Source organism: Paenibacillus apiarius, from assembly GCF_017052585.1.
GTDB classification, from domain to species: domain Bacteria; phylum Bacillota; class Bacilli; order Paenibacillales; family Paenibacillaceae; genus Paenibacillus_B; species Paenibacillus_B apiarius.
Map to the genome: position 1 here is coordinate 2498839 of NZ_JAFFHZ010000001.1, position 18662 is coordinate 2517500.

General features: G+C 50.9%; 15 protein-coding genes and 1 other RNA gene. 15 read left to right on the top strand and 1 reads right to left on the bottom strand.

Features of this window, described 5'->3' with window-relative positions:
- Positions 1 to 77: 77 nt before the first annotated feature.
- The gene (gene cstA / locus JSQ80_RS11405) at positions 78 to 1874 is read left to right on the top strand and encodes a carbon starvation protein CstA (protein WP_206095373.1); all 1797 of its coding nucleotides are present in this window, start codon (positions 78 to 80) and stop codon (positions 1872 to 1874) included.
- 235 nt (positions 1875 to 2109) lie between these two features.
- Here cstA and JSQ80_RS11410 read toward each other — a convergent pair whose 3' ends face one another.
- Complete coding sequence (locus JSQ80_RS11410) at positions 2110 to 3261, bottom strand: S8 family peptidase (RefSeq protein ID WP_087434154.1); 1152 nt, start codon at positions 3259 to 3261, stop codon at positions 2110 to 2112.
- Between the two features lie 375 nt (positions 3262 to 3636).
- Here JSQ80_RS11410 and rpoE point away from each other — a divergent pair, with 375 nt between their 5' ends.
- The 14 genes from rpoE to JSQ80_RS11480 all read left to right on the top strand — a co-directional run bounded on the left by rpoE (position 3637) and on the right by JSQ80_RS11480 (position 18644).
- Positions 3637 to 4191, top strand: coding sequence for a DNA-directed RNA polymerase subunit delta (rpoE, locus tag JSQ80_RS11415; RefSeq protein ID WP_087434155.1), 555 nt, complete (start codon positions 3637 to 3639; stop codon positions 4189 to 4191).
- Positions 4192 to 4739: 548 nt separating this feature from the next.
- Positions 4740 to 6341, top strand: a complete 1602-nt coding sequence (locus tag JSQ80_RS11420) for a CTP synthase (protein WP_087434156.1) — start codon at positions 4740 to 4742, stop codon at positions 6339 to 6341.
- 217 nt (positions 6342 to 6558) lie between these two features.
- Positions 6559 to 6960, top strand: coding sequence for a response regulator (locus JSQ80_RS11425; RefSeq protein ID WP_087434157.1), 402 nt, complete (start codon positions 6559 to 6561; stop codon positions 6958 to 6960).
- 297 nt (positions 6961 to 7257) lie between these two features.
- Positions 7258 to 8112 (top strand): class II fructose-1,6-bisphosphate aldolase, encoded by an 855-nt coding sequence (fba, locus tag JSQ80_RS11430; RefSeq protein ID WP_087434158.1) that lies wholly within the window; start codon positions 7258 to 7260, stop codon positions 8110 to 8112.
- Positions 8113 to 8362: 250 nt separating this feature from the next.
- The gene (locus JSQ80_RS11435) at positions 8363 to 9616 is read left to right on the top strand and encodes a UDP-N-acetylglucosamine 1-carboxyvinyltransferase (protein ID WP_087434159.1); all 1254 of its coding nucleotides are present in this window, start codon (positions 8363 to 8365) and stop codon (positions 9614 to 9616) included.
- A 284-nt stretch (positions 9617 to 9900) separates the two neighbouring features.
- A complete protein-coding gene (gene rho / locus JSQ80_RS11440) occupies positions 9901 to 11199 on the top strand; it encodes a transcription termination factor Rho (protein ID WP_087434160.1) in 1299 nt (432 codons plus the stop codon).
- A gap of 65 nt (positions 11200 to 11264) precedes the next feature.
- Positions 11265 to 12536, top strand: coding sequence for a radical SAM family protein (locus tag JSQ80_RS11445; protein ID WP_206095374.1), 1272 nt, complete (start codon positions 11265 to 11267; stop codon positions 12534 to 12536).
- 141 nt (positions 12537 to 12677) lie between these two features.
- Positions 12678 to 12875, top strand: coding sequence for a 50S ribosomal protein L31 (gene rpmE / locus JSQ80_RS11450; protein ID WP_019421211.1), 198 nt, complete (start codon positions 12678 to 12680; stop codon positions 12873 to 12875).
- A gap of 193 nt (positions 12876 to 13068) precedes the next feature.
- A complete protein-coding gene (locus JSQ80_RS11455) occupies positions 13069 to 14028 on the top strand; it encodes a helix-turn-helix transcriptional regulator (protein WP_206097557.1) in 960 nt (319 codons plus the stop codon).
- 6 nt (positions 14029 to 14034) lie between these two features.
- On the top strand, positions 14035 to 14664 hold the full coding sequence (locus JSQ80_RS11460) for a hypothetical protein (protein ID WP_206095375.1): 630 nt from the start codon (positions 14035 to 14037) through the stop codon (positions 14662 to 14664).
- Between the two features lie 43 nt (positions 14665 to 14707).
- Positions 14708 to 14975: signal recognition particle sRNA large type (ffs, locus tag JSQ80_RS11465), an RNA gene on the top strand.
- Positions 14976 to 15241: 266 nt separating this feature from the next.
- The gene (locus JSQ80_RS11470; RefSeq protein ID WP_087434164.1) at positions 15242 to 16390 is read left to right on the top strand and encodes an ATP-binding protein; all 1149 of its coding nucleotides are present in this window, start codon (positions 15242 to 15244) and stop codon (positions 16388 to 16390) included.
- Positions 16391 to 16529: 139 nt separating this feature from the next.
- A complete protein-coding gene (dnaX, locus tag JSQ80_RS11475) occupies positions 16530 to 18293 on the top strand; it encodes a DNA polymerase III subunit gamma/tau (RefSeq protein ID WP_206095376.1) in 1764 nt (587 codons plus the stop codon).
- Between the two features lie 39 nt (positions 18294 to 18332).
- On the top strand, positions 18333 to 18644 hold the full coding sequence (locus JSQ80_RS11480; RefSeq protein WP_087434166.1) for a YbaB/EbfC family nucleoid-associated protein: 312 nt from the start codon (positions 18333 to 18335) through the stop codon (positions 18642 to 18644).
- Positions 18645 to 18662: the final 18 nt, after the last annotated feature.

Below are 18662 nucleotides of genomic sequence, written 5' to 3' on the forward strand. Positions count from 1 at the left end.
ATTCTATCTTGAAAATGAATAATCGGCGTTTTCATATTATAAGATAGCCACAAGGATATCGAAGGGAGTGGCTACTAATGAATGCGGTTTCAATCGTGATTGGATCCATCTGCATTTTGATGATTGCGTATCGTCTGTACGGAACGTTCATGACGGCGAAGGTGTTGAAGCTGGATGACTCCAAGCCGACGCCGGCTCACGAATTCAATGACGGCAAAGATTACGTGCCGACGAATAAATGGGTGTCCTTCGGTCACCACTTTGCCGCAATTGCGGCAGCTGGACCGCTCGTAGGTCCGATTCTGGCCGCGCAGTTCGGTTACTTGCCGGGGCTCCTGTGGCTGCTAATCGGTGCGGTTATCGGCGGAGCGGTGCATGATGCGGTCGTGCTGTTCGCTTCTATGCGCAAGCAGGGCAAATCGCTGTCCGAAGTGGCAAAGGACGAACTGGGTCCTGTCGCCGGCTTCTGCACCGGGCTCGCCATGCTCTTCATTATTACGATAACGATGGCGGGGCTGTCGATGGTCGTACTCCATGCGTTGGAGCATAATCCATGGGGAACGTTCTCGGTGGGCATTACGATACCGATTGCGATGGGAGTAGGATTGCTGTATAAGAAAACGGGCAATTTGAAGGTTGCTTCCACCATCGGTTTTATTCTGCTCCTGATCGGCGTGTTCATGGGCCCTTACATTCAAGGGACGGCATTAGGGGAATGGTTGACCTTTGATATGAAGACATTGGCTGTCATTTTGCCGATATACGCTTTTTTTGCGGCGGCTTTGCCGGTCTGGCTGCTGCTCGCTCCGCGCGATTATTTGAGCAGCTTCATGAAGATTGGCGTATTCATCGCGCTTATCATCGGCGTCTTTATTATTAACCCGGCGATTCCGTTTCCTGCGGTAACGGAATTCATTCACGGAGGAGGTCCGATTTTGGCCGGTCCGGTATGGCCCTTCATTTCGATAACGATTGCTTGCGGAGCCATCTCGGGCTTCCATGCCTTCGTCGGCTCCGGAACGACGCCGAAGATGCTGGATCGCTGGAGCGATATTAAAGTGGTCGGGTTCGGCGCGATGCTCGTGGAATGCGTGGTCGGAATCATGGCGCTAATCGCCGCCACGGCTCTGCAGCCTGCGGACTACTTCGCAATCAATTCTACGCCGGAAGCATTCAAGGCGCTCGGTATGAGCACTGTCCATCTGCCTGACTTGGCGCGGGAAATCGGCCTCAATCTGGAGGGAAGAACAGGCGGCGCAGTTACGCTAGCGGTCGGCATGACCTATATCTTCACGAAGATTCCATGGTTTGAAAGCTTGGCATCCTACTTTTTTCAATTCGTCATCATGTTCGAAGCGGTCTTCGTCCTTACGGCGATCGACGCCGGAACGCGCGTCGCGCGCTATATTATCCAAGATTTCTTCGGTGACATCTACAAGCCGTTGAAACGGGTGGATTGGGTGCCCGGCTCGATTTTCGCCAGTGCGTTGGCCTGTCTGATGTGGGGCTACCTGCTCTTCTCGGGCGATATCGGCTCCGTATGGGCGTTATTCGGGGTATCGAATCAGTTGATGGCGTCTATTGGTCTCATCATTGGGGCGACGGTCATCTTGAAGATAGCGGACAAACGCAGATATATGCTGACATGTCTGATTCCATTGGCATACTTGTTCGTGACGGTGAATTACGCGGGGGTGTGGATGGTAGCGAACGTGTATCTGAATCCCTCAGCGTCCGGTTACAGTATCTTGAATGCCTCGCTGTCCATCATTATGATGGTGCTCGGAGTCATCATTCTCATCTCGGCCATTAAGAAGTGGATTGAGCTGTGGAATTCGCCGCGGGCGCGTCTCGCGCCCATTACAGCTGCTTAGCATGAATGTCGCGGTTGTATTTACTCCCGCAGCTGAAAAATTTAATGCTCAAATTGCAGCGTGAAAACGAAAAAATGGCGGAGCAGGAACGATTTCGATTTCTGCTTCGCCATTTTTCGCTATTGGTCATGCGGCATAGGCCGGTAATAAACGGGGGGCTGTCCCCTAAGGTATTTTCATACCTTGCGGGACAGCCCCATTTAAAGCCGTGTCTGCGGCGAGACCACGGCCGCCTCTACCGTTCCGCTTCCTTGAGCAAGCGCATCACATCTACTTCGCCTGCTCCGCGAGACGTGCCGCCCTTGCCTCTGGAGCCGCGCGTAGGATTGGCAGAATGTCGCAGAAGAGATTTGATCTCCCCTGGCTTTAAGCCAGGCTTCGTGGCGAGCAGCAGGGCAATCGCGCCGCTGACATGAGAGGTGGCCATGGAAGTGCCGCTCATTTCGTGATATTTTCCTTTAAGCCAAGCAGAGACGATTTTTTCTCCGGGAGCATAAATGTCGACAAATCGACCCCGATTGCTAAAATTCGCAATTTTGCGGACCCGATCGATCGCGCCCACAGAAATGGTCTGCTGATACCGGGCAGGGTAGTCAATCGTCTTGTGCTTCGCGTCGTTCCCTGATGAAGCGACGATGGTGACCCCTGCGTTATAGGCGTTCGTCACTGCATTCAACAGCGACTTGCTGCGCGTCTTCATCCCGAAGCTCATATTAATGATATCCATGCCATGACGCACACACCAATCAATGCCTTGAATAATATCTGATACATAAGCAGAGCCATTCTCGTCAAACGCTTTGACGGGATGGATCAGCGCACGAGGAGCAACGCCAATGATTCCATACATCTGATTGGCGGCTGCTATCGTACCGGCTATATGTGTTCCGTGTCCGTTATCGTCATGCGGAGGCAATCCGCGGTGAACCAGATTGACGCCGCGCATCAAGGAATGGCGCAAATCAGGATGGCGGTAGTCAGCTCCCGTATCGATGACGCCGATGTGCACGTGGTGGCCGGTCGTCGTGCTCCATGCCTGAGGCGCTTTAATGTGCCTGACGCCCCAAGGGATGCCGCGTTCCCAAGCAACGGGCTTCTGCGATGCGGCATGCATCGTTACTTGACTATCATCCTCCACAACGAACTCACTTTGGTACTGAGCCAATTGCCGATTTAGACCAGCCGGAACCGGACAGATCCAAGCTCGGATTAACGGAACGGAATGAACGTTCCCAAGCTTGGAGTGGCGTTTTTGCAAATCGTACAACGCTTTGCAGCATTGTTCGTACAATTGAAGGTTGTAAAAACGAATCAGCTGCCTCTTCCCGCGTTGTCCGTTGGAGGAAATCTCATGAAGCATCAACTGGAGTAAGCCCGTAACATCCAATGTCGAGTCCCTCCCGACAGGTCCTTGTGAAGTATCGTATGCGCTTTGCTGCGGGGTGGACTGGGGTAGCAGCCTTTTTTGCGAAAGTTAGGCCTTCTTCCGTGTCAAATGGCTTCCCGGGACATAATATGAAGAAGAGCCGGCGAAGGGCTTAGTACACCAGAGACGAGGGCGACTGCTTTTGTCGGGTGCGGATACAGTCGAACGCGAAGGATAGCCCTTCGCGTTTCTTTTTTTGTCTTGAAATGAATGACATGTGGCATTTTTTTGTCAGGCTGAAGAAAACTTGCTTTTTCGCGGCAGATCGGTTTTACTTATGTGTGAACATGGATATGTTAGTATAAGTTTGAACCTTTTGAGAGAGGATGTGTCCGAATGAGCACCCCGTTGGAATTGAAACTAGATCCCGACAAAGTGCAAGAAATGCCGATGGTGGATTTAGCTTTCCTCGTATTGAAAGCTGCCAACACGCCTTTCTACTACCGCGATCTAATGAACGAAGTGGCTAAGCTTCGTGGATTGACCGAAGAGCAAATTATCGATGTGATTGCGCAGTTATATACCGAAATCAACATTGACGGCCGTTTTGCATGTGTTGGCAACAACCTGTGGGGCTTGAAGCGTTGGTATCCGGTCGACCGTTCGGAGGAGTCGATGGGAGGCACCAAACGTCCTCGTATCATTAATGATGACGACGACGATATGGAAGACGAGTACGTGGAAGAAGAAGAAACCTACACTGCCGATGAAGAGGACTTCGATTTCGTGGATGAAGAAAACGAAGACGAAGAAATCTTCGACGATGAAGAGGAAGAGGCGGAAGTTGACGAAGAAGTCATGATCGATGAAGAAGAAATCGATGAAGACAGCTCTGAAGAAGAGCTGGACGAAGACTTCGATGACGCCAAGAAAGGTGAGGGTGACCGTTAAGCGGCTATTCCTCACTGGGTGGCTTGCATAAATGCCGTTTGCTTATTGGTCCTGTTGAAGAAGCCGTTCACAAGCTTTGATGGGAAGGATAAGTAAGCGGCATTTTCACTTCCCGGCATCCCCTTAAAAATCCAAGCATGTTCCCTTGACATGGGACTACCTACAGAGTAAACTAGCATATGGGCTTTGGATTTGTATTGAATTGAATAGAGTGATTGAACATAAGAAGAAAGTGCCCCGTGACACTACGGGAGTCACTTTTTTATTTTTTTCCGATATCGGAATGTATCTGACTGCGGCCTTGATCTGCCCGGATATGGTACATTTTGAGTCGAATAAAAGGCTTCCGTTGATCGCGGATGCTCGGCTTCGAGTGTCCTTCGATAGGAGCTTTTTTTATGACATCTTGATCAATTTTTCTCCTGCAAATGGGTTACGATAACTACATGCAGCATGAATTGCAAAAACTCCATCGGACCTGATTCAAGAGTCAAAGCCTCCCGAGAACATATGTCATGAATGCACTTGATCATAGGAGGGTTTCACCAGTGGCAAAATACATTTTTGTGACGGGCGGCGTCGTTTCATCTCTGGGCAAAGGAATAACGGCAGCATCCCTAGGCAGACTGCTGAAAAATCGGGGTCTGAAAGTAACGATTCAAAAGTTTGACCCGTACATCAACGTTGATCCGGGTACCATGAGTCCCTATCAACACGGTGAAGTGTTCGTAACCGACGACGGGGCGGAGACCGACCTGGACCTTGGCCACTATGAGCGTTTCATTGATATCAATCTGTCCAAGAACAGCAATGTGACGACAGGGAAGATCTATTCTTCGGTTATCTCCAAAGAACGCCGCGGTGAATACTTGGGCGGAACCGTACAGGTTATTCCGCACATCACGAATGAAATTAAAGAGCGTGTCTTCCGCGCCGGCAAAGAAGCGGGCTCCGATGTGGTCATTACGGAGATCGGCGGCACGGTGGGAGATATCGAGAGCTTGCCGTTTCTTGAAGCGATTCGTCAAATCAAGAGCGATGTCGGCCGTGATAATGTGATGTACATTCACGTTACTTTGATTCCATACATCAAAGCGGCGGGCGAAGTGAAGACGAAGCCGACGCAGCATAGCGTCAAAGAGCTGCGCAGCATCGGCATTCAGCCGAACATGCTCGTATGCCGGACAGAGCACGAGCTCTCGGAGGATCTGAAACGCAAGATTGCGCTCTTCTGCGACATTGACGCCAATGCAGTCGTGGAGTGCCGTGACGCCTCCACCTTGTATGAGGTTCCTCTCATGCTGCGCGACCAAGGCATGGACGATATCGTCGTCAACCATCTGAAGCTGCAGACGCCTGAACCGGATATGGTCGAGTGGACGAAGCTTGTTAATCGCGTGAAGCAGCTGCAAGGCCGCGTAGAGATTGCCATCGTCGGGAAATACGTTGCTCTTCACGATGCTTATCTGTCCATTGTTGAAGCGCTGGAGCATGCTGGCATCGATGCCAATGCCGAAGTGAAGATCCGTTGGGTCAATGCGGAGGAAATTACAGAAGAGAACGTCAATGAGCAATTGTCGGGAGTAAATGGAATTTTGGTTCCAGGCGGATTCGGCGATCGGGGTATCGAAGGAAAAGTAACAGCAATTCGCTTTGCGCGTGAGCAGCAAATCCCGTTCTTCGGCATTTGTCTTGGCATGCAGGTGGCCGTGATTGAATATGCGCGGGCGGTTGTCGGCTTGACAGGAGCGAACAGCTCGGAAATCAACCCGTCGACAGAATATCCTGTCATCGATTTGCTGCCGGAACAGAAGGACATCGAAGATTTGGGCGGCACGATGCGCCTTGGCCTATATCCTTGCAAATTGCAAGAAGGGTCGCTTGCAATGGAGTGCTACAATGACGAGCTCGTATACGAGCGTCATCGTCACCGTTATGAATTTAACAACGAATACCGGGAAATTGTGGAGCGTGCCGGCTTGAAAGTGAGCGGAACGTCCCCTGATGGACGTTTGGTTGAAATCGTGGAGCTTCCGAACCATCCTTGGTTCCTTGCGGTGCAATTCCATCCGGAATTCACATCCCGTCCGAACCGTTCACAGCCATTGTTCCGTGAGTTCGTCAAAGCTGCGATTAAACAGTTGGGATAATGTATATATTTGCGAAGCGAAGATTCTCCATGTGAGAATTTTCGCTTTTTTTGCTTCCCGCGGTACAGAAACAGATGTTTTTCGTTAAATTAAGGAGGAATTTAGTAGGAAGAGGCGAATAAGTATTGTAACTTGGGAATATAAGCATGTTATGCGAGGCAGCAGCTATGACAAGGCAAACTTACTCGCTCGTGATACACGGTGGGAGGGGTACCAGTTGGATAAAAAGAAAGTATTGATTGTCGATGATCAGAATGGTATTCGGGTTCTTCTCATGGAAGTGTTCAGCAGCGAAGGATATACGACATATCAAGCTTCTAACGGCAAGATGGCGCTGGACATCGTACAGGATGAATCGCCGGATATCGTTCTGCTTGACATGAAGATACCGGGGATGGACGGATTGGAAATTTTGAAGCAGATCAAGAAGATGAAGCCGCACATGAACGTCATCATGATGACCGCATATGGAGAACTGGATATGATTAAGGAAGCGACCGATCTGGGAGCCATCATGCACTTCACGAAGCCATTTGATATCGATGAGATGCGAGTGGCCGTCAACATGACTTTAGCCCACGGCAACGAACGGCAGAATCATATGACTTTACCGTCTTAACGAATGATAAAAATGATGCGCGATGCTGGGTTGCTGACCCGGCTTCTTTGCTGTTTGCGGAGACTGGCAGACACTGTACATGACAAACGCCATTAGCGGCTGACAGGATTGCTTCTTCATGGAATGCCAATAATGCGGCGGCTTAGGGATAGAATAATTGTGCGAACGGGATGTGTCCTGTTTTGTCAAGGGTTGTTTACTTTTTTGCGCCTAATTGTGATATAATAACACCGTACAAGATGTCGGCTAACAACAAGAGAGACAGACGACGAACAACTTCCTAGGAGGATGGAGACCATGCCATTAGTTTCGATGAATGAATTCCTGCCGAAAGCTAAAGCAAATAAATTTGCGGTAGGCCAATTCAACATTAACAACTTGGAATTCACACAAGCTATTACAGAAGCGGCGATGGAAGAGAAAGCGCCAATCATCTTCGGTGTATCCGAAGGGGCACTGCGTTACATGGGAATGGAATATACTGTAGCAATGGCGGAAGCGGCTGCTAAGAAGTCCGGCTTGCCAATCGCATTGCACCTTGACCATGGCAGCACATTTGAAGTGGCTATGGCTTGTATCCGCGCGGGATTCTCTTCCGTTATGTTCGATGGCTCCCATCATGCATATGAAGACAACATCCGTTTGACGAAAGAAGTCGTTAAAGCGGCTCATGCTATGGGCGTATCCGTTGAAGGCGAATTGGGCACAATCGGCGGAACAGAAGATGATCTTACGGTGGATGAGGAATCCGCTCAATTAGCGAAACCAGATGAAGCGATTCGTTTTTATGAAGAAACAGGCGTTGACGCACTTGCGATTGCTGTAGGTACAGCACACGGCATGTACAAAGGCGAGCCTAAACTTCATTACGATATCATTGAAGCTGTTGCTTCCAAAGTTCCTGTACCTGTCGTTCTGCATGGCGGTTCCGGTGTGCCTGACGAATCCATTCGCAAGGCAATTGCCGCAGGCGCAGGCAAAATCAACGTGAACACAGAGAACCAAGTCGCTTGCACGAAAGCGATTCGCGAAGCGTTGAACAAGGATGCCGATGTAATCGATCCTCGCAAATACTTGACGCCAGCTCGCAATGCAATGGTAGAAGTGGTTCGCGCTAAAATCCGCTTGTTCGGAAGCAACAATCAAGCGTAATCGGACATTCATATTTGCGTCTACAAATGCGGGAAAAGCACCGGTTCTCCGGTGTTCTTCCCTTTTTTGTGATTATATAACCTAACTTGTAGTATGATAGAGGTTGTAAAAAGACCTCTTTTGATCACGCGCTTATACCTGTCGCAGTTGAACGAAGTAAGTTTGTTTTTTGAGGATAACCATATTTCAATTCTAAGCATATGGATGAGCCGGCTATCAACAGCACGGTGTGGGAGGAACTTGGCTTGTGATGGAAAAGTTAATGATTTGCGGCGGGCGGCCGCTACGCGGCACCGTTCAGATTAGCGGAGCAAAGAACAGCGCAGTAGCACTTATACCTGCGGCAATATTAGCAGAGAGCGAAGTTGTGCTCGATAACATGCCTGAATTAAGCGATGTCGCAACTTATGGCGAAATTATTACCGAACTCGGCGGACAAGTCAGCCGGGAGGGAACCAGCCTGCACATTAATCCTTCCCACCTGATTTCGATGCCGATGCACAATGGTCCCGTCAAAAAATTACGGGCCTCCTATTACTTGATGGGCGCCTTGTTAGGACGATTCGGAGAGGCGACGATTGGCATGCCAGGCGGGTGCAACTTCGAGCCGCGTCCGATTGATCAGCACATTAAAGGATTCGAAGCGTTAGGAGCGACGGTAACGAATGATCACGGCTCCGTTCATATTGTTGCGCGCGAGCTGCGCGGCGCGAAGATCTATTTAGATGTGGTCAGCGTTGGCGCTACCATTAATATCATGCTGGCAGCCTCCCGGGCTAAAGGCACTACTATCATTGAAAATGCGGCAAAAGAGCCTGAAATTATAGATGTTGCCACCTTGCTCAATGCAATGGGGGCACGAATAAAAGGTGCGGGTACGGAAACGATCCGCATTGAAGGGGTAGACGGTCTTCACGGCTGCCGCCATTCCATCATTCCGGATCGCATTCAAGCCGGAACGTACATGATCGCGGCCGCGGCTACGCGTGGAGATATTTTAATAGATAATATCATTCCTAAGCATTTGGAAGCTCTCACGGCCAAATTGGAAGAAATGGGCGTCCAAATTGTAGAGGGGGATGAATCGCTCCGTGTTATCGGCGGTGCCGATTATGAAAGCATTGACGTAAAAGCTCTGGTATACCCTGGCTTTGCCACTGATTTGCAGTCTCCGATGACCAGCTTGCTGACGCAGACAAGAGGGGTTAGCATGCTGTCCGATCTCGTATACAGCAATCGCTTCAAGCATGTTCCCGAGCTGCTGCGCATGGGCGCGAAAATTCGCGTGGAAGGCCGTTCTGCTGTCATTGAAGGAACAAAACTGAATGCTGCAAAAGTAAGGGCATCGGATTTGCGAGCTGGAGCTGCGCTTGTTATAGCAGGTTTAACAGTGGAAAACGACGTGACCGAGATTACGGGCGTGGAGTATATCGATCGCGGATATGATAACTTAGTGACGAATTTGCGAATTTTAGGTGCAGATGTATGGAGGCAAACGGAATAAATCAGTTGTTTCGGGGTAAAAATAGGGTAATAATAGATTAATATTAGATTGATGCCTAGACCGCCGACACCTCTTTTCTACGAAAGTCAACCGTCATGCGATATTACGCTGCTTATTCTTGGTCTAAAGAACTCATCTGCTTTCAGTCCACTTTTTCTTTCCCGGTGAAAATGACCAACCTTCGTATGTATAGGGGAAGCACACCGCTATTTCTCATGTTTATTTTCATAGGACTTATCCATCTCACATCACATGCATTTATGAACAGAATAGGAGTTGTATTCATGGAGTTACAAATTTCCGATTTGGAAACCAAGAAGCTGACCGAGCTTTATAAGCTGGCAAAGCAATTTCAAATTGCCGGCTACGGTCAGATGAAGAAGAAAGAATTGATCTTTGCTATTTTGCGCGCGCAAGCGGAGCAGGGCGGTTACATGTTTATGGAGGGCGTGCTGGACATTTTGCCTGAAGGCTTTGGTTTCCTGCGGCCAATCAACTATTTGCCGAGTTCGGAAGATATTTATATCTCGCAGTCGCAAATTCGTAGATTTGATCTTCGAACCGGTGACTTGGTGTCCGGTAAATGTCGTCCGCCGAAAGAAAATGAGCGTTATTTCGGTTTGCTGCAAATTAATGCCGTCAATGGAGAGAATCCGGAAGACGCGGCCCAGCGTCTGCACTTTCCTGCATTAACTCCTCTTTATCCACAGAAGAAGCTGGTGCTTGAAACGGCCCCGAGCAAAGTTTCTACACGGATTATGGATTTGTTAGCCCCTGTAGGTCTTGGTCAACGCGGACTTATCGTCGCCCCGCCTAAAGCTGGTAAAACCTTGCTTCTTAAAGAAATTGCCAACAGTATTTCGGAAAACCATCCTGACATCGAGTTGTTCGTATTGCTTATCGACGAGCGTCCGGAAGAAGTGACGGATATGCAGCGTTCGGTAAAGGGCGAAGTAGTCGCTTCAACCTTCGATGAGGTGCCTGAGAACCATATTAAAGTAGCTGAGTTGGTGCTTGAACGCGCATTGCGTTTGGTGGAGCACAAGAAGGACGTCGTTATTTTGTTCGACAGCATCACTCGTCTGGCGCGGGCTTACAATCTGGTCGTGCCGCCATCCGGACGAACGCTGTCCGGCGGTATCGATCCGGCTTCCTTCCATCGTCCGAAACGTTTTTTCGGTTCGGCGCGCAATATCGAGGAAGGCGGCAGCCTGACCATTCTTGCGACAGCATTGGTGGAGACAGGATCGCGTATGGATGACATCATTTATGAAGAATTTAAGAGTACAGGCAATATGGAACTCCATCTGGATCGCAAATTGGCTGAACGCCGCATCTTCCCTGCGATTGACATTCGCCGCTCCGGCACGCGCCGCGAGGAAATGCTCTTGACCAAGGAAGAGCTCGATAAGCTGTGGGCGATTCGCAAAAATATGAATGAAACGTCTGAATTTGTGGATCAATTCCTGAAAAAGCTGCGTGATACGAAGACGAATGAAGAATTTATGGCTTCTTTGGATACGAACGGCAACGGAAGCGGCGGCTCTCCGACGCGCCGGACGCGGAGCACCTCGGTCAGCTAAGAAGACGATGGCAAATGTGACGCTGTGGAATGATGTGAAGCTTGAATGTAGGAGGACAAGGGCACATGTATTTAGTTTATGCGGATAGTGAAGGCAACATCTTTGATCACCCCGAATACATCGGCCTCGCCCGCAGTGGTGACATGATCGTTGAAATATTTGAAGAAGAACTGATTCCGCTGCCGGAAGGAGCGACGCTTGTCGGACTGCCTTGCACGCGCCCGATCGGATTGGACCCGGATACGGGAGAGATGGTTGCTCTCCCCGGAGAGGTGCAGGCGGTCGGGGCGCTGCTGCCGCAGGGCTATACGCGTCTGCATATTCCGAGCTACGTGAAGACGGATAAAGAGCAGAAGCTCCCCCTCTTCGGCTATACGGCGGTCGTGTGGCGAGATGGGAAGTTCTACGCCGCAGCCCATTCGACGGATGATCCGCACAAATGGGATCCGCTGAATTGCGATCCGGGCGAGCTGCGTGTTCAAGTGGACCAGCTGCTTGGGAAATATCCGGATAATCGGCTATATCAGCATTTGTCGCATTGCGCCTTGCAATACGAATGCTTGACCGCCTCCAATACGTTCCTGAATCGCTGGGAAGGCGCCGTTCCGGTATCTTATTCCTGCAACGCCGGCTGTTTTGGCTGTATTTCCGAGCAGCCGGATGACAGCGGATTTCCGGCTCCGCAGACGCGGATGAACTTCAAGCCGAATGTCGACGAATTGGTGCAGATTATGCTGGAGCATTTGAAGACGCCGGAATCGATTATCAGCTTCGGCCAAGGTTGCGAAGGAGAACCGTCCACGCAGGCGAAGATTATCGTCGAAGCGATGCGCGAGGTGCGCCGCCAGACGGATATGGGGTATATCAACATCAATACCAACGCCGGCTTGACCGACCATATACGGGCCATTGTCGATGCAGGCCTTGATTTGATGCGTGTCAGCACCATCAGTGCGCTGGACGGCCATTACAATGCGTACTACCGGCCGCGGGCATACACGCTTCACAACGTGGAGAAATCGCTGCGCTATGCATCGGAACAGGGCGTGTATACGTCGATCAATTACTTGGTCTTCCCGGGAGTGACCGATCGGGAAGAAGAGATTGAGGCAATGGTGGAGTTCGCGCGCCGGACGAAGCTTCGTCTCATTCAAATGCGCAACTTGAACATTGATCCCGAGAGCTATCTTGCGCTCATTCCGAAGGCGCAGGGCGACGTTCTCGGCATGAAGCAGATGATAGATATATTTCGCGATGAGCTGCCCGACGTCGTGATCGGTTCCTACACGCATGTGCCTCCGACGGAGCTGGCGCGCGTGAAGTCATACGCCAAGTAATAGGTGAATCGGAACTGGAATCGACTTACTGGAAATGTCAGAATAACATTGCGTGTCTATTTCAAACATGCTATAATCCATTCATGTGTTTATATAACTCTGGGCACGCAAAGGGCTCAGGGCGGAGAGAGGTGAATTCAAGTGAAAGAAGCAATTCAACCGAAATATCACATCACGACAGTATCTTGCGCATGCGGTAACACGTTTGAAACAGGTTCCGTTAAGGAAAACCTGAAAGTAGAGGTATGCTCCGCTTGCCATCCGTTCTTCACGGGCAAACAGAAGTTCTTGGACGCTGGCGGTCGTGTGGATAGATTTAAGAAGAAATACGGTATCTAATGCATATGTGTTTAATGTGAACTCCCTTGCTGGCAAACAGTCGAGGGAGTTTATTTTTTTGCATATTTTTGAGACTATCGTGCTGAATGGCATCCCGATTCGCACAAAATGTCAAAACGAATGGCGTTTCCGCCTAGTATGATGAAAATGCAAGTCCTTATCGAACTGCAAAAGGAGGTGCAGCCGTGTGAGAATGATGGAACACGAGCGCTGGATACGGAGCGCGGTGGCGTACATCGAGCGGCATTTGACAGATGATGTAGACTTCGACGACGTGGCTAGGCACACGGCGGTATCCCGCTTCCATCTGCACCGCGTGTTTCAACAGCAGCTCGGCTTCAGCGCCGCATCATATTTGCGGGAGCGCCGACTGGCTCGGGCTGCGGCCGATCTATTGCACACGAACAAACGCATTTTGGATATCGCGTTGGAGTACCGGTTTGCTGGACAGGATTCGTTTACACGCACGTTCAAGCGGATTTATGGGATGACGCCGCACCAATACCGAAAAGGATTTCGCATATTTCATCGTAAAGAGGAGGGAATGAGGATGACTGAAGGATATCAGCAGCAACCAATGCCGTCCAACCCGCTGCGCGCGCCGCATAAAGCCCCTGAAGGTTGGATGGTTACAGGTCTCTATCCCCACGAGTATCAGACCGGCATAGATCGGGTGAACGTGCACCGGGGGAAAGCGTCTGGCATGCTGCGGGGTGACGATGCCGCCAAGCCGGATGGCTTCGGCACGCTGATGCAGATGTTCCAGGCCGGCATTTATAGAGGCAAGCGGATTAGGCTGAACGGATTTTTGAAGACGGAAGGCGTGCGGAATTGGGGCGGCTTGTGGATGCGCGTGGATGGCAAGGACGAGGAGGTACTCTCCTTCGACAATATGGAAGGCCGACCGATTCAGGGAACGACGGAGTGGGCCTTGTACTCCATCGTGCTGGATGTTCCGCTTCATGCGGAAGCGATTGCGTTCGGCGCGTTCCTGTGTGGGCCGGGTCATGTCTGGATGGACGGACTTCGCTTTGAAGAGGTGGATGAGTCGGTGCCTACGACTGATATCGTCGAGAAAATCATGACCACGCTGCCGGACGGGCCGGTAAATTTGGACTTTGAAGCCAAGGACCATTTGTCGGCAGAGGAGTGATGGAACATGTGGGAAAAGCTGTTTGAACTGGGTTTCGGATTTTTTGTCCAGATCGTGAAGGGCGGACTGACGATATGGGTTCCCGTCGTAATTGCGGCCGTCGGATTGCTGGCTGCTGCAGTCGAAGTGTGGGGCAAGCGCCGCCACGAAGCTTGGAAGCAGATGGATGGCGCTATCGCCCGCGCCGAAGCGTCCGCAAGTTTCGGCGCCGAGGCCGTGCCTGCGATCATAGGTTCGTTCATCGTGGCTGGAGGGGTATACGGACTGCTGCAGCTGGCGCGAAGGACGTTCCTGTCGTGGGGGTGGCCCAATCAGCCTGACCTCAACGTTCATCTGGCTTGGCTCAGCGTATTCGTCGTGTGCAGCGTCGTTATCGGCCTTGGCTGGTTGGATCTTGCGGCCGTCTCCCGCAAGGTGCGTCTCGACGCATTTTGGGTCTGCTTTGCCGCTGGCTGGACGGTGGCGGCGGCGTGTGCTGCGCAGTGGTTGTATCCGATTGCCGGACTGCATGCCGGGGTATATGCCGCGGTTGGCGTTATGAGCGCGGCCCTATGCATGCTGCTGCGCGGCTGGCGGGACGATGATGCCCCAGCGGAAGCCGAGCCGGTCCGCGGCGATACGATTGTTAACAATTGACTTTAGTTGCACTTTTGCCTCAAATAGTCTATACTAGGTTTTGCCGTGCTAGATGGGGAGGTAGCGGTGCCCTGTAACTCGCAATCCGCTATAGCGAGATTGAATTCCTGTTAGAGGTTTTGTCGATGTGGGGTCCGGTATTTGCGTTTGGTGTTGACGGTCGGGTCCTTCGCAATGGGTGCCTATGAATCTGGTCAGGTCCGGAAGGAAGCAGCCATAAGTAGGAGAGCTCATGTGCCGGAGGGAAGCCTGACCCGAGCTGATACGCAAGAGTGCCGCTCGGATCGCAATTATCAATAACAGGTGCACGGTTTTCATATTGCATGAGAGACACCGAATGATTCGGTGTTTTTTTGTTTTATAGTAATTATGAATGTATGTTCATATATAATGGACAAAAGCAGGAATAACGACCTTATTTGACGAATGAAATATATAACAGCAAAGAGTACGGACGTGCGGTTACGGTATTTGCCTGCCCTTTCTCAATGGCTGGCTGCCGGTTTCCGCTAGATGAGTCAGACAAGTACACTAGCGAGCGAATGAAGCTTGCGCTTATTAGCATTGAGGTGAGTCTATGACTGAACCAACGCCATATTCGGGTTCACTGAAGCCGTTGCCCTCTTCTGCTCCCGTTGGAGAGAGACGTGAAGGGGGGCAAGGTGAATTAAACCTGCTGCAGCAGTTTGCCGGCGCCTTTTTGCGAGATGTGAATTTAGGAATTCTGCTTCTGGATACACAGTTTCGGTTGGTAGACATCAGCGAGATGGCCTGCAATGTTCTCGGGTGGGAGCGGGAACAGGCGCTGCAGTGCCGTGTCAATGATCTGTTTGGCGATATGCCTACCGAGCATCATTTGGTCCAACGCGCCCTTTTGGAAGGGGTTGTCGTACGCAATCACGCGGTTTCATGGCGCAATGGCAACGAACGGTATGAACTGCTCCTCGATTCCAACGTGCTGCGTGACAAGCAAGGTGAAATTGTCGGGGCCTATGTTCTCTTCAAGGACGTGTCCAACCTTCGTTCGCTGGAGGAGCAGGTTCAACGGAGCGATCGTTTGGCTATGATTGGACAGATTGCGGCGGGAACTGCGCACGAGATTCGCAATCCGCTCACTTCCATCAAGGGATTTCTCCAGGTGTTCAAGAAGACGCTGCATGAGAAGGGCATGGAGAAGGAAGTTCATTATACCGAGATTATGCTGACGGAAATCAATCGGATTAATGAGCTTGTAGGAGAATTTCTGCTGCTGAGCAAGCCGAAGCACGTGACCATTGAACGGGTGGATTTATATCAGGTCATGAATGATATCATGCCCATTATTCGCAGTGAAGCCGTCCTGCACGGTGTTCACGTTCGCTATGCCGCCGATGAGGCGCTGCCGTACGTCGTTGCCGATCGCGAGCTTTTAAAGCAGGTATTCATCAACATTGCGAAGAACGGCATCGAAGCGATAGTCGACGGCGGAACGCTGACGATAACGGTCAGGCGGGATGATGCGAGCAAGCGCGTGCTGATCGATATTCACGATACAGGTCCCGGCATTCCTTCTTTTCTCATTGACAAAATATTTGATCCGTTCTTTACGACGAAGCAGAATGGAACCGGGCTGGGCCTCTCGGTATGCCAACGTATCATTCATGATTTGGGCGGCACGATTCGCGTCGCATCCAAAGGCTTTGGCACGACGTTTACGCTGTCGGTCCCTTTTCAACCTGTTGGCTGAATTCCGGGAGGCCGATTCGCAGCAAAAGGCGACGAATGAAATATGGATAGTCTTTCCAAGTTTCCAGAGAGAGGAAATGGCTGTTTTTTTAGCGGTTATGATATAGTATAATAAGAAAAACGTTTTCGAGGGTTGCAACATGGGGCATATCGCATTGTATCGCGCATGGAGGCCACAGTCATTTCATGACATGGTCGGACAACAGCATATTATTCAAACGCTGCAAAATTCGCTGCGGGAGCGGCGTTTTTCGCATGCGTACCTGTTCAGTGGACCGCGTGGAACAGGGAAGACCAGTGCCGCGAAAATACTGGCTAAAGCCGTAAACTGCGAGCAAGGGCCTGGCCCGGAGCCTTGCAACGCTTGTGAAGCGTGTCGGCGCATCACCGCAGGTTCCGTGATGGATGTGGTGGAAATCGACGCCGCTTCCAACCGGGGCGTGGAGGAAATTCGCGATCTTCGCGAAAAAGTGAAGTATGCGCCAACCGAAGTGCGCCATAAGGTGTACATTATCGATGAAGTTCACATGTTGACGACGGAAGCTTTCAATGCGCTCTTGAAGACATTGGAGGAGCCTCCGGCTCACGTCATGTTCATTTTGGCGACGACGGAACCGCATCGATTGCCTGCAACGATCATATCCCGCTGCCAGCGGTTTGATTTCAGAAGGGTATCGTTGGATGAGCAGGTCACCCGCTTGGAGCAAGTGTGTGCGGACGAGCACATTCAAGCCGATCGGGAAAGCCTAACGTATATCGCGAAGCTGTCTGACGGTGGAATGCGCGACGCGCTCAGCTTGTTGGATCAAGCGGCTTCGTTTACCGACGGACAAGTTACCTATCAGCAAGTGCTGGATATTACAGGCGGGATGCCGGAAGAGCAATTTGCCGAATTGGCCCAGGCGGCGCAAGCCGGGGACGTCGGAACGATTCTGTCGGTAATCGAGCGCCTGATGCAGGAAGGCAAGAGCGCTGACAAGTGCATGGAAAGCCTGCTCTACTTTTTCCGGGATTTGCTTATGATGAAGATGGTGCCGAGCGGGGATGCGTTGACGGATCGCCTAACGAGGGTCGAAGTCTTCCGTGACTTGGCCGAGACGTTTGCGGCCGAACGCTTGTTCCAGATCATTGACACGTTGAACCGATATCAGACAGACATGAAATTTGCGGTTCAGCCGCAGACCTTGTTTGAAGTCGCACTGCTTCAGATAGCGGCGCAAGGCCAGTCGTTCTCTTCAGGTCACACAGGCGCTCAGGGTGCGCAGGATACAGGCTTGGCGGCACAGGGTGCGGTGGAACAATCTTCCTCTGTGCAACATTTGCAGCGTCAGGTTGCGTCTCTAGAAGCGAAGCTTGATCAACTGTTGAAGTCAGGCGCGGCAGTTGGCACTCAGCAAGAAAACGTTGCGGCTGAGCGTGCGCAGGCAGCTACCCGATCTTCCGGCCGTGTATCACGGCTTGCGAATAAGCCGCCTCAATTCGAACGATATGTCGCTGACAAGGACAGTTCTGAATTCGGCCGTATTCGCGGCAATTGGGGACAGGTGCTGCAGCGCGTCAAAGAAGCCGGAGTGACGATCCACGCATGGCTTGTGAATGGAGAACCGGTATCGGCGCTTGAAGACCGAATCCTGATTGCTTTCAAAAATACGATTCATCGGGATACGACTGAGAAGCCGAACAACAAACAGGTCATTGAACGTGTGCTGTCCGACACATTCGGCAAGCCGTATCAGCTTGACACGATGATGTTGAAGGACTGGGAGGCTGCGGGAGCCCGAACAGAGGACAGGGAGGAGCCTGATTTTCAGTTGGAGCCTGAAGGTCAAGAATCGTCCCGGGAACCATGGATTGACGAGGCTATCCACATGTTTGGAGAAGACCTTGTTGTCATAAAAGATTAATTCAATTATTCTAAGTAGAAAAAAGGAGATTTCACGGCGATGAACAATATGAATCAAATGATGAAACAAGTTAAAAAAATGCAAGAACAAATGCTGAAAGCTCAGGAAGAGCTGGCGGACAAGAGAATTGTCGGCACATCCGGCGGCGGCGCGGTAACGGTAGAAGTTAACGGCCACAAAAAAGTGTTGAGTATTGCTATCAAACCTGAAGTTGTCGATGCGGAAGATATCGAAATGCTGCAGGATCTCGTCATGACCGCGGTTAACGATGCTCTTACAAAAGCGGAAGATTTGGCGAACGACGATATGGCTAAATTCACAGGCGGAATGAAAATTCCTGGCTTGTTCTAATCGAACAAAGAAGAGGCA

Bases quoted from the DNA above. Each gene is read 5' to 3' on its own strand.
- JSQ80_RS11445 (WP_206095374.1), top strand. From the start codon at position 11,265: ATGTATTTAGTTTATGCGGATAGTGAAGGCAACATCTTTGATCACCCC.
- JSQ80_RS11480 (WP_087434166.1), top strand. From the start codon at position 18,333: ATGAACAATATGAATCAAATGATGAAACAAGTTAAAAAAATGCAAGAA.
- JSQ80_RS11455 (WP_206097557.1), top strand. From the start codon at position 13,069: ATGATGGAACACGAGCGCTGGATACGGAGCGCGGTGGCGTACATCGAG.
- rho (WP_087434160.1), top strand. From the start codon at position 9,901: ATGGAGTTACAAATTTCCGATTTGGAAACCAAGAAGCTGACCGAGCTT.
- rpoE (WP_087434155.1), top strand. From the start codon at position 3,637: ATGAGCACCCCGTTGGAATTGAAACTAGATCCCGACAAAGTGCAAGAA.
- dnaX (WP_206095376.1), top strand. From the start codon at position 16,530: ATGGGGCATATCGCATTGTATCGCGCATGGAGGCCACAGTCATTTCAT.
- fba (WP_087434158.1), top strand. From the start codon at position 7,258: ATGCCATTAGTTTCGATGAATGAATTCCTGCCGAAAGCTAAAGCAAAT.
- JSQ80_RS11460 (WP_206095375.1), top strand. From the start codon at position 14,035: ATGTGGGAAAAGCTGTTTGAACTGGGTTTCGGATTTTTTGTCCAGATC.
- JSQ80_RS11470 (WP_087434164.1), top strand. From the start codon at position 15,242: ATGACTGAACCAACGCCATATTCGGGTTCACTGAAGCCGTTGCCCTCT.
- cstA (WP_206095373.1), top strand. From the start codon at position 78: ATGAATGCGGTTTCAATCGTGATTGGATCCATCTGCATTTTGATGATT.
- JSQ80_RS11435 (WP_087434159.1), top strand. From the start codon at position 8,363: ATGGAAAAGTTAATGATTTGCGGCGGGCGGCCGCTACGCGGCACCGTT.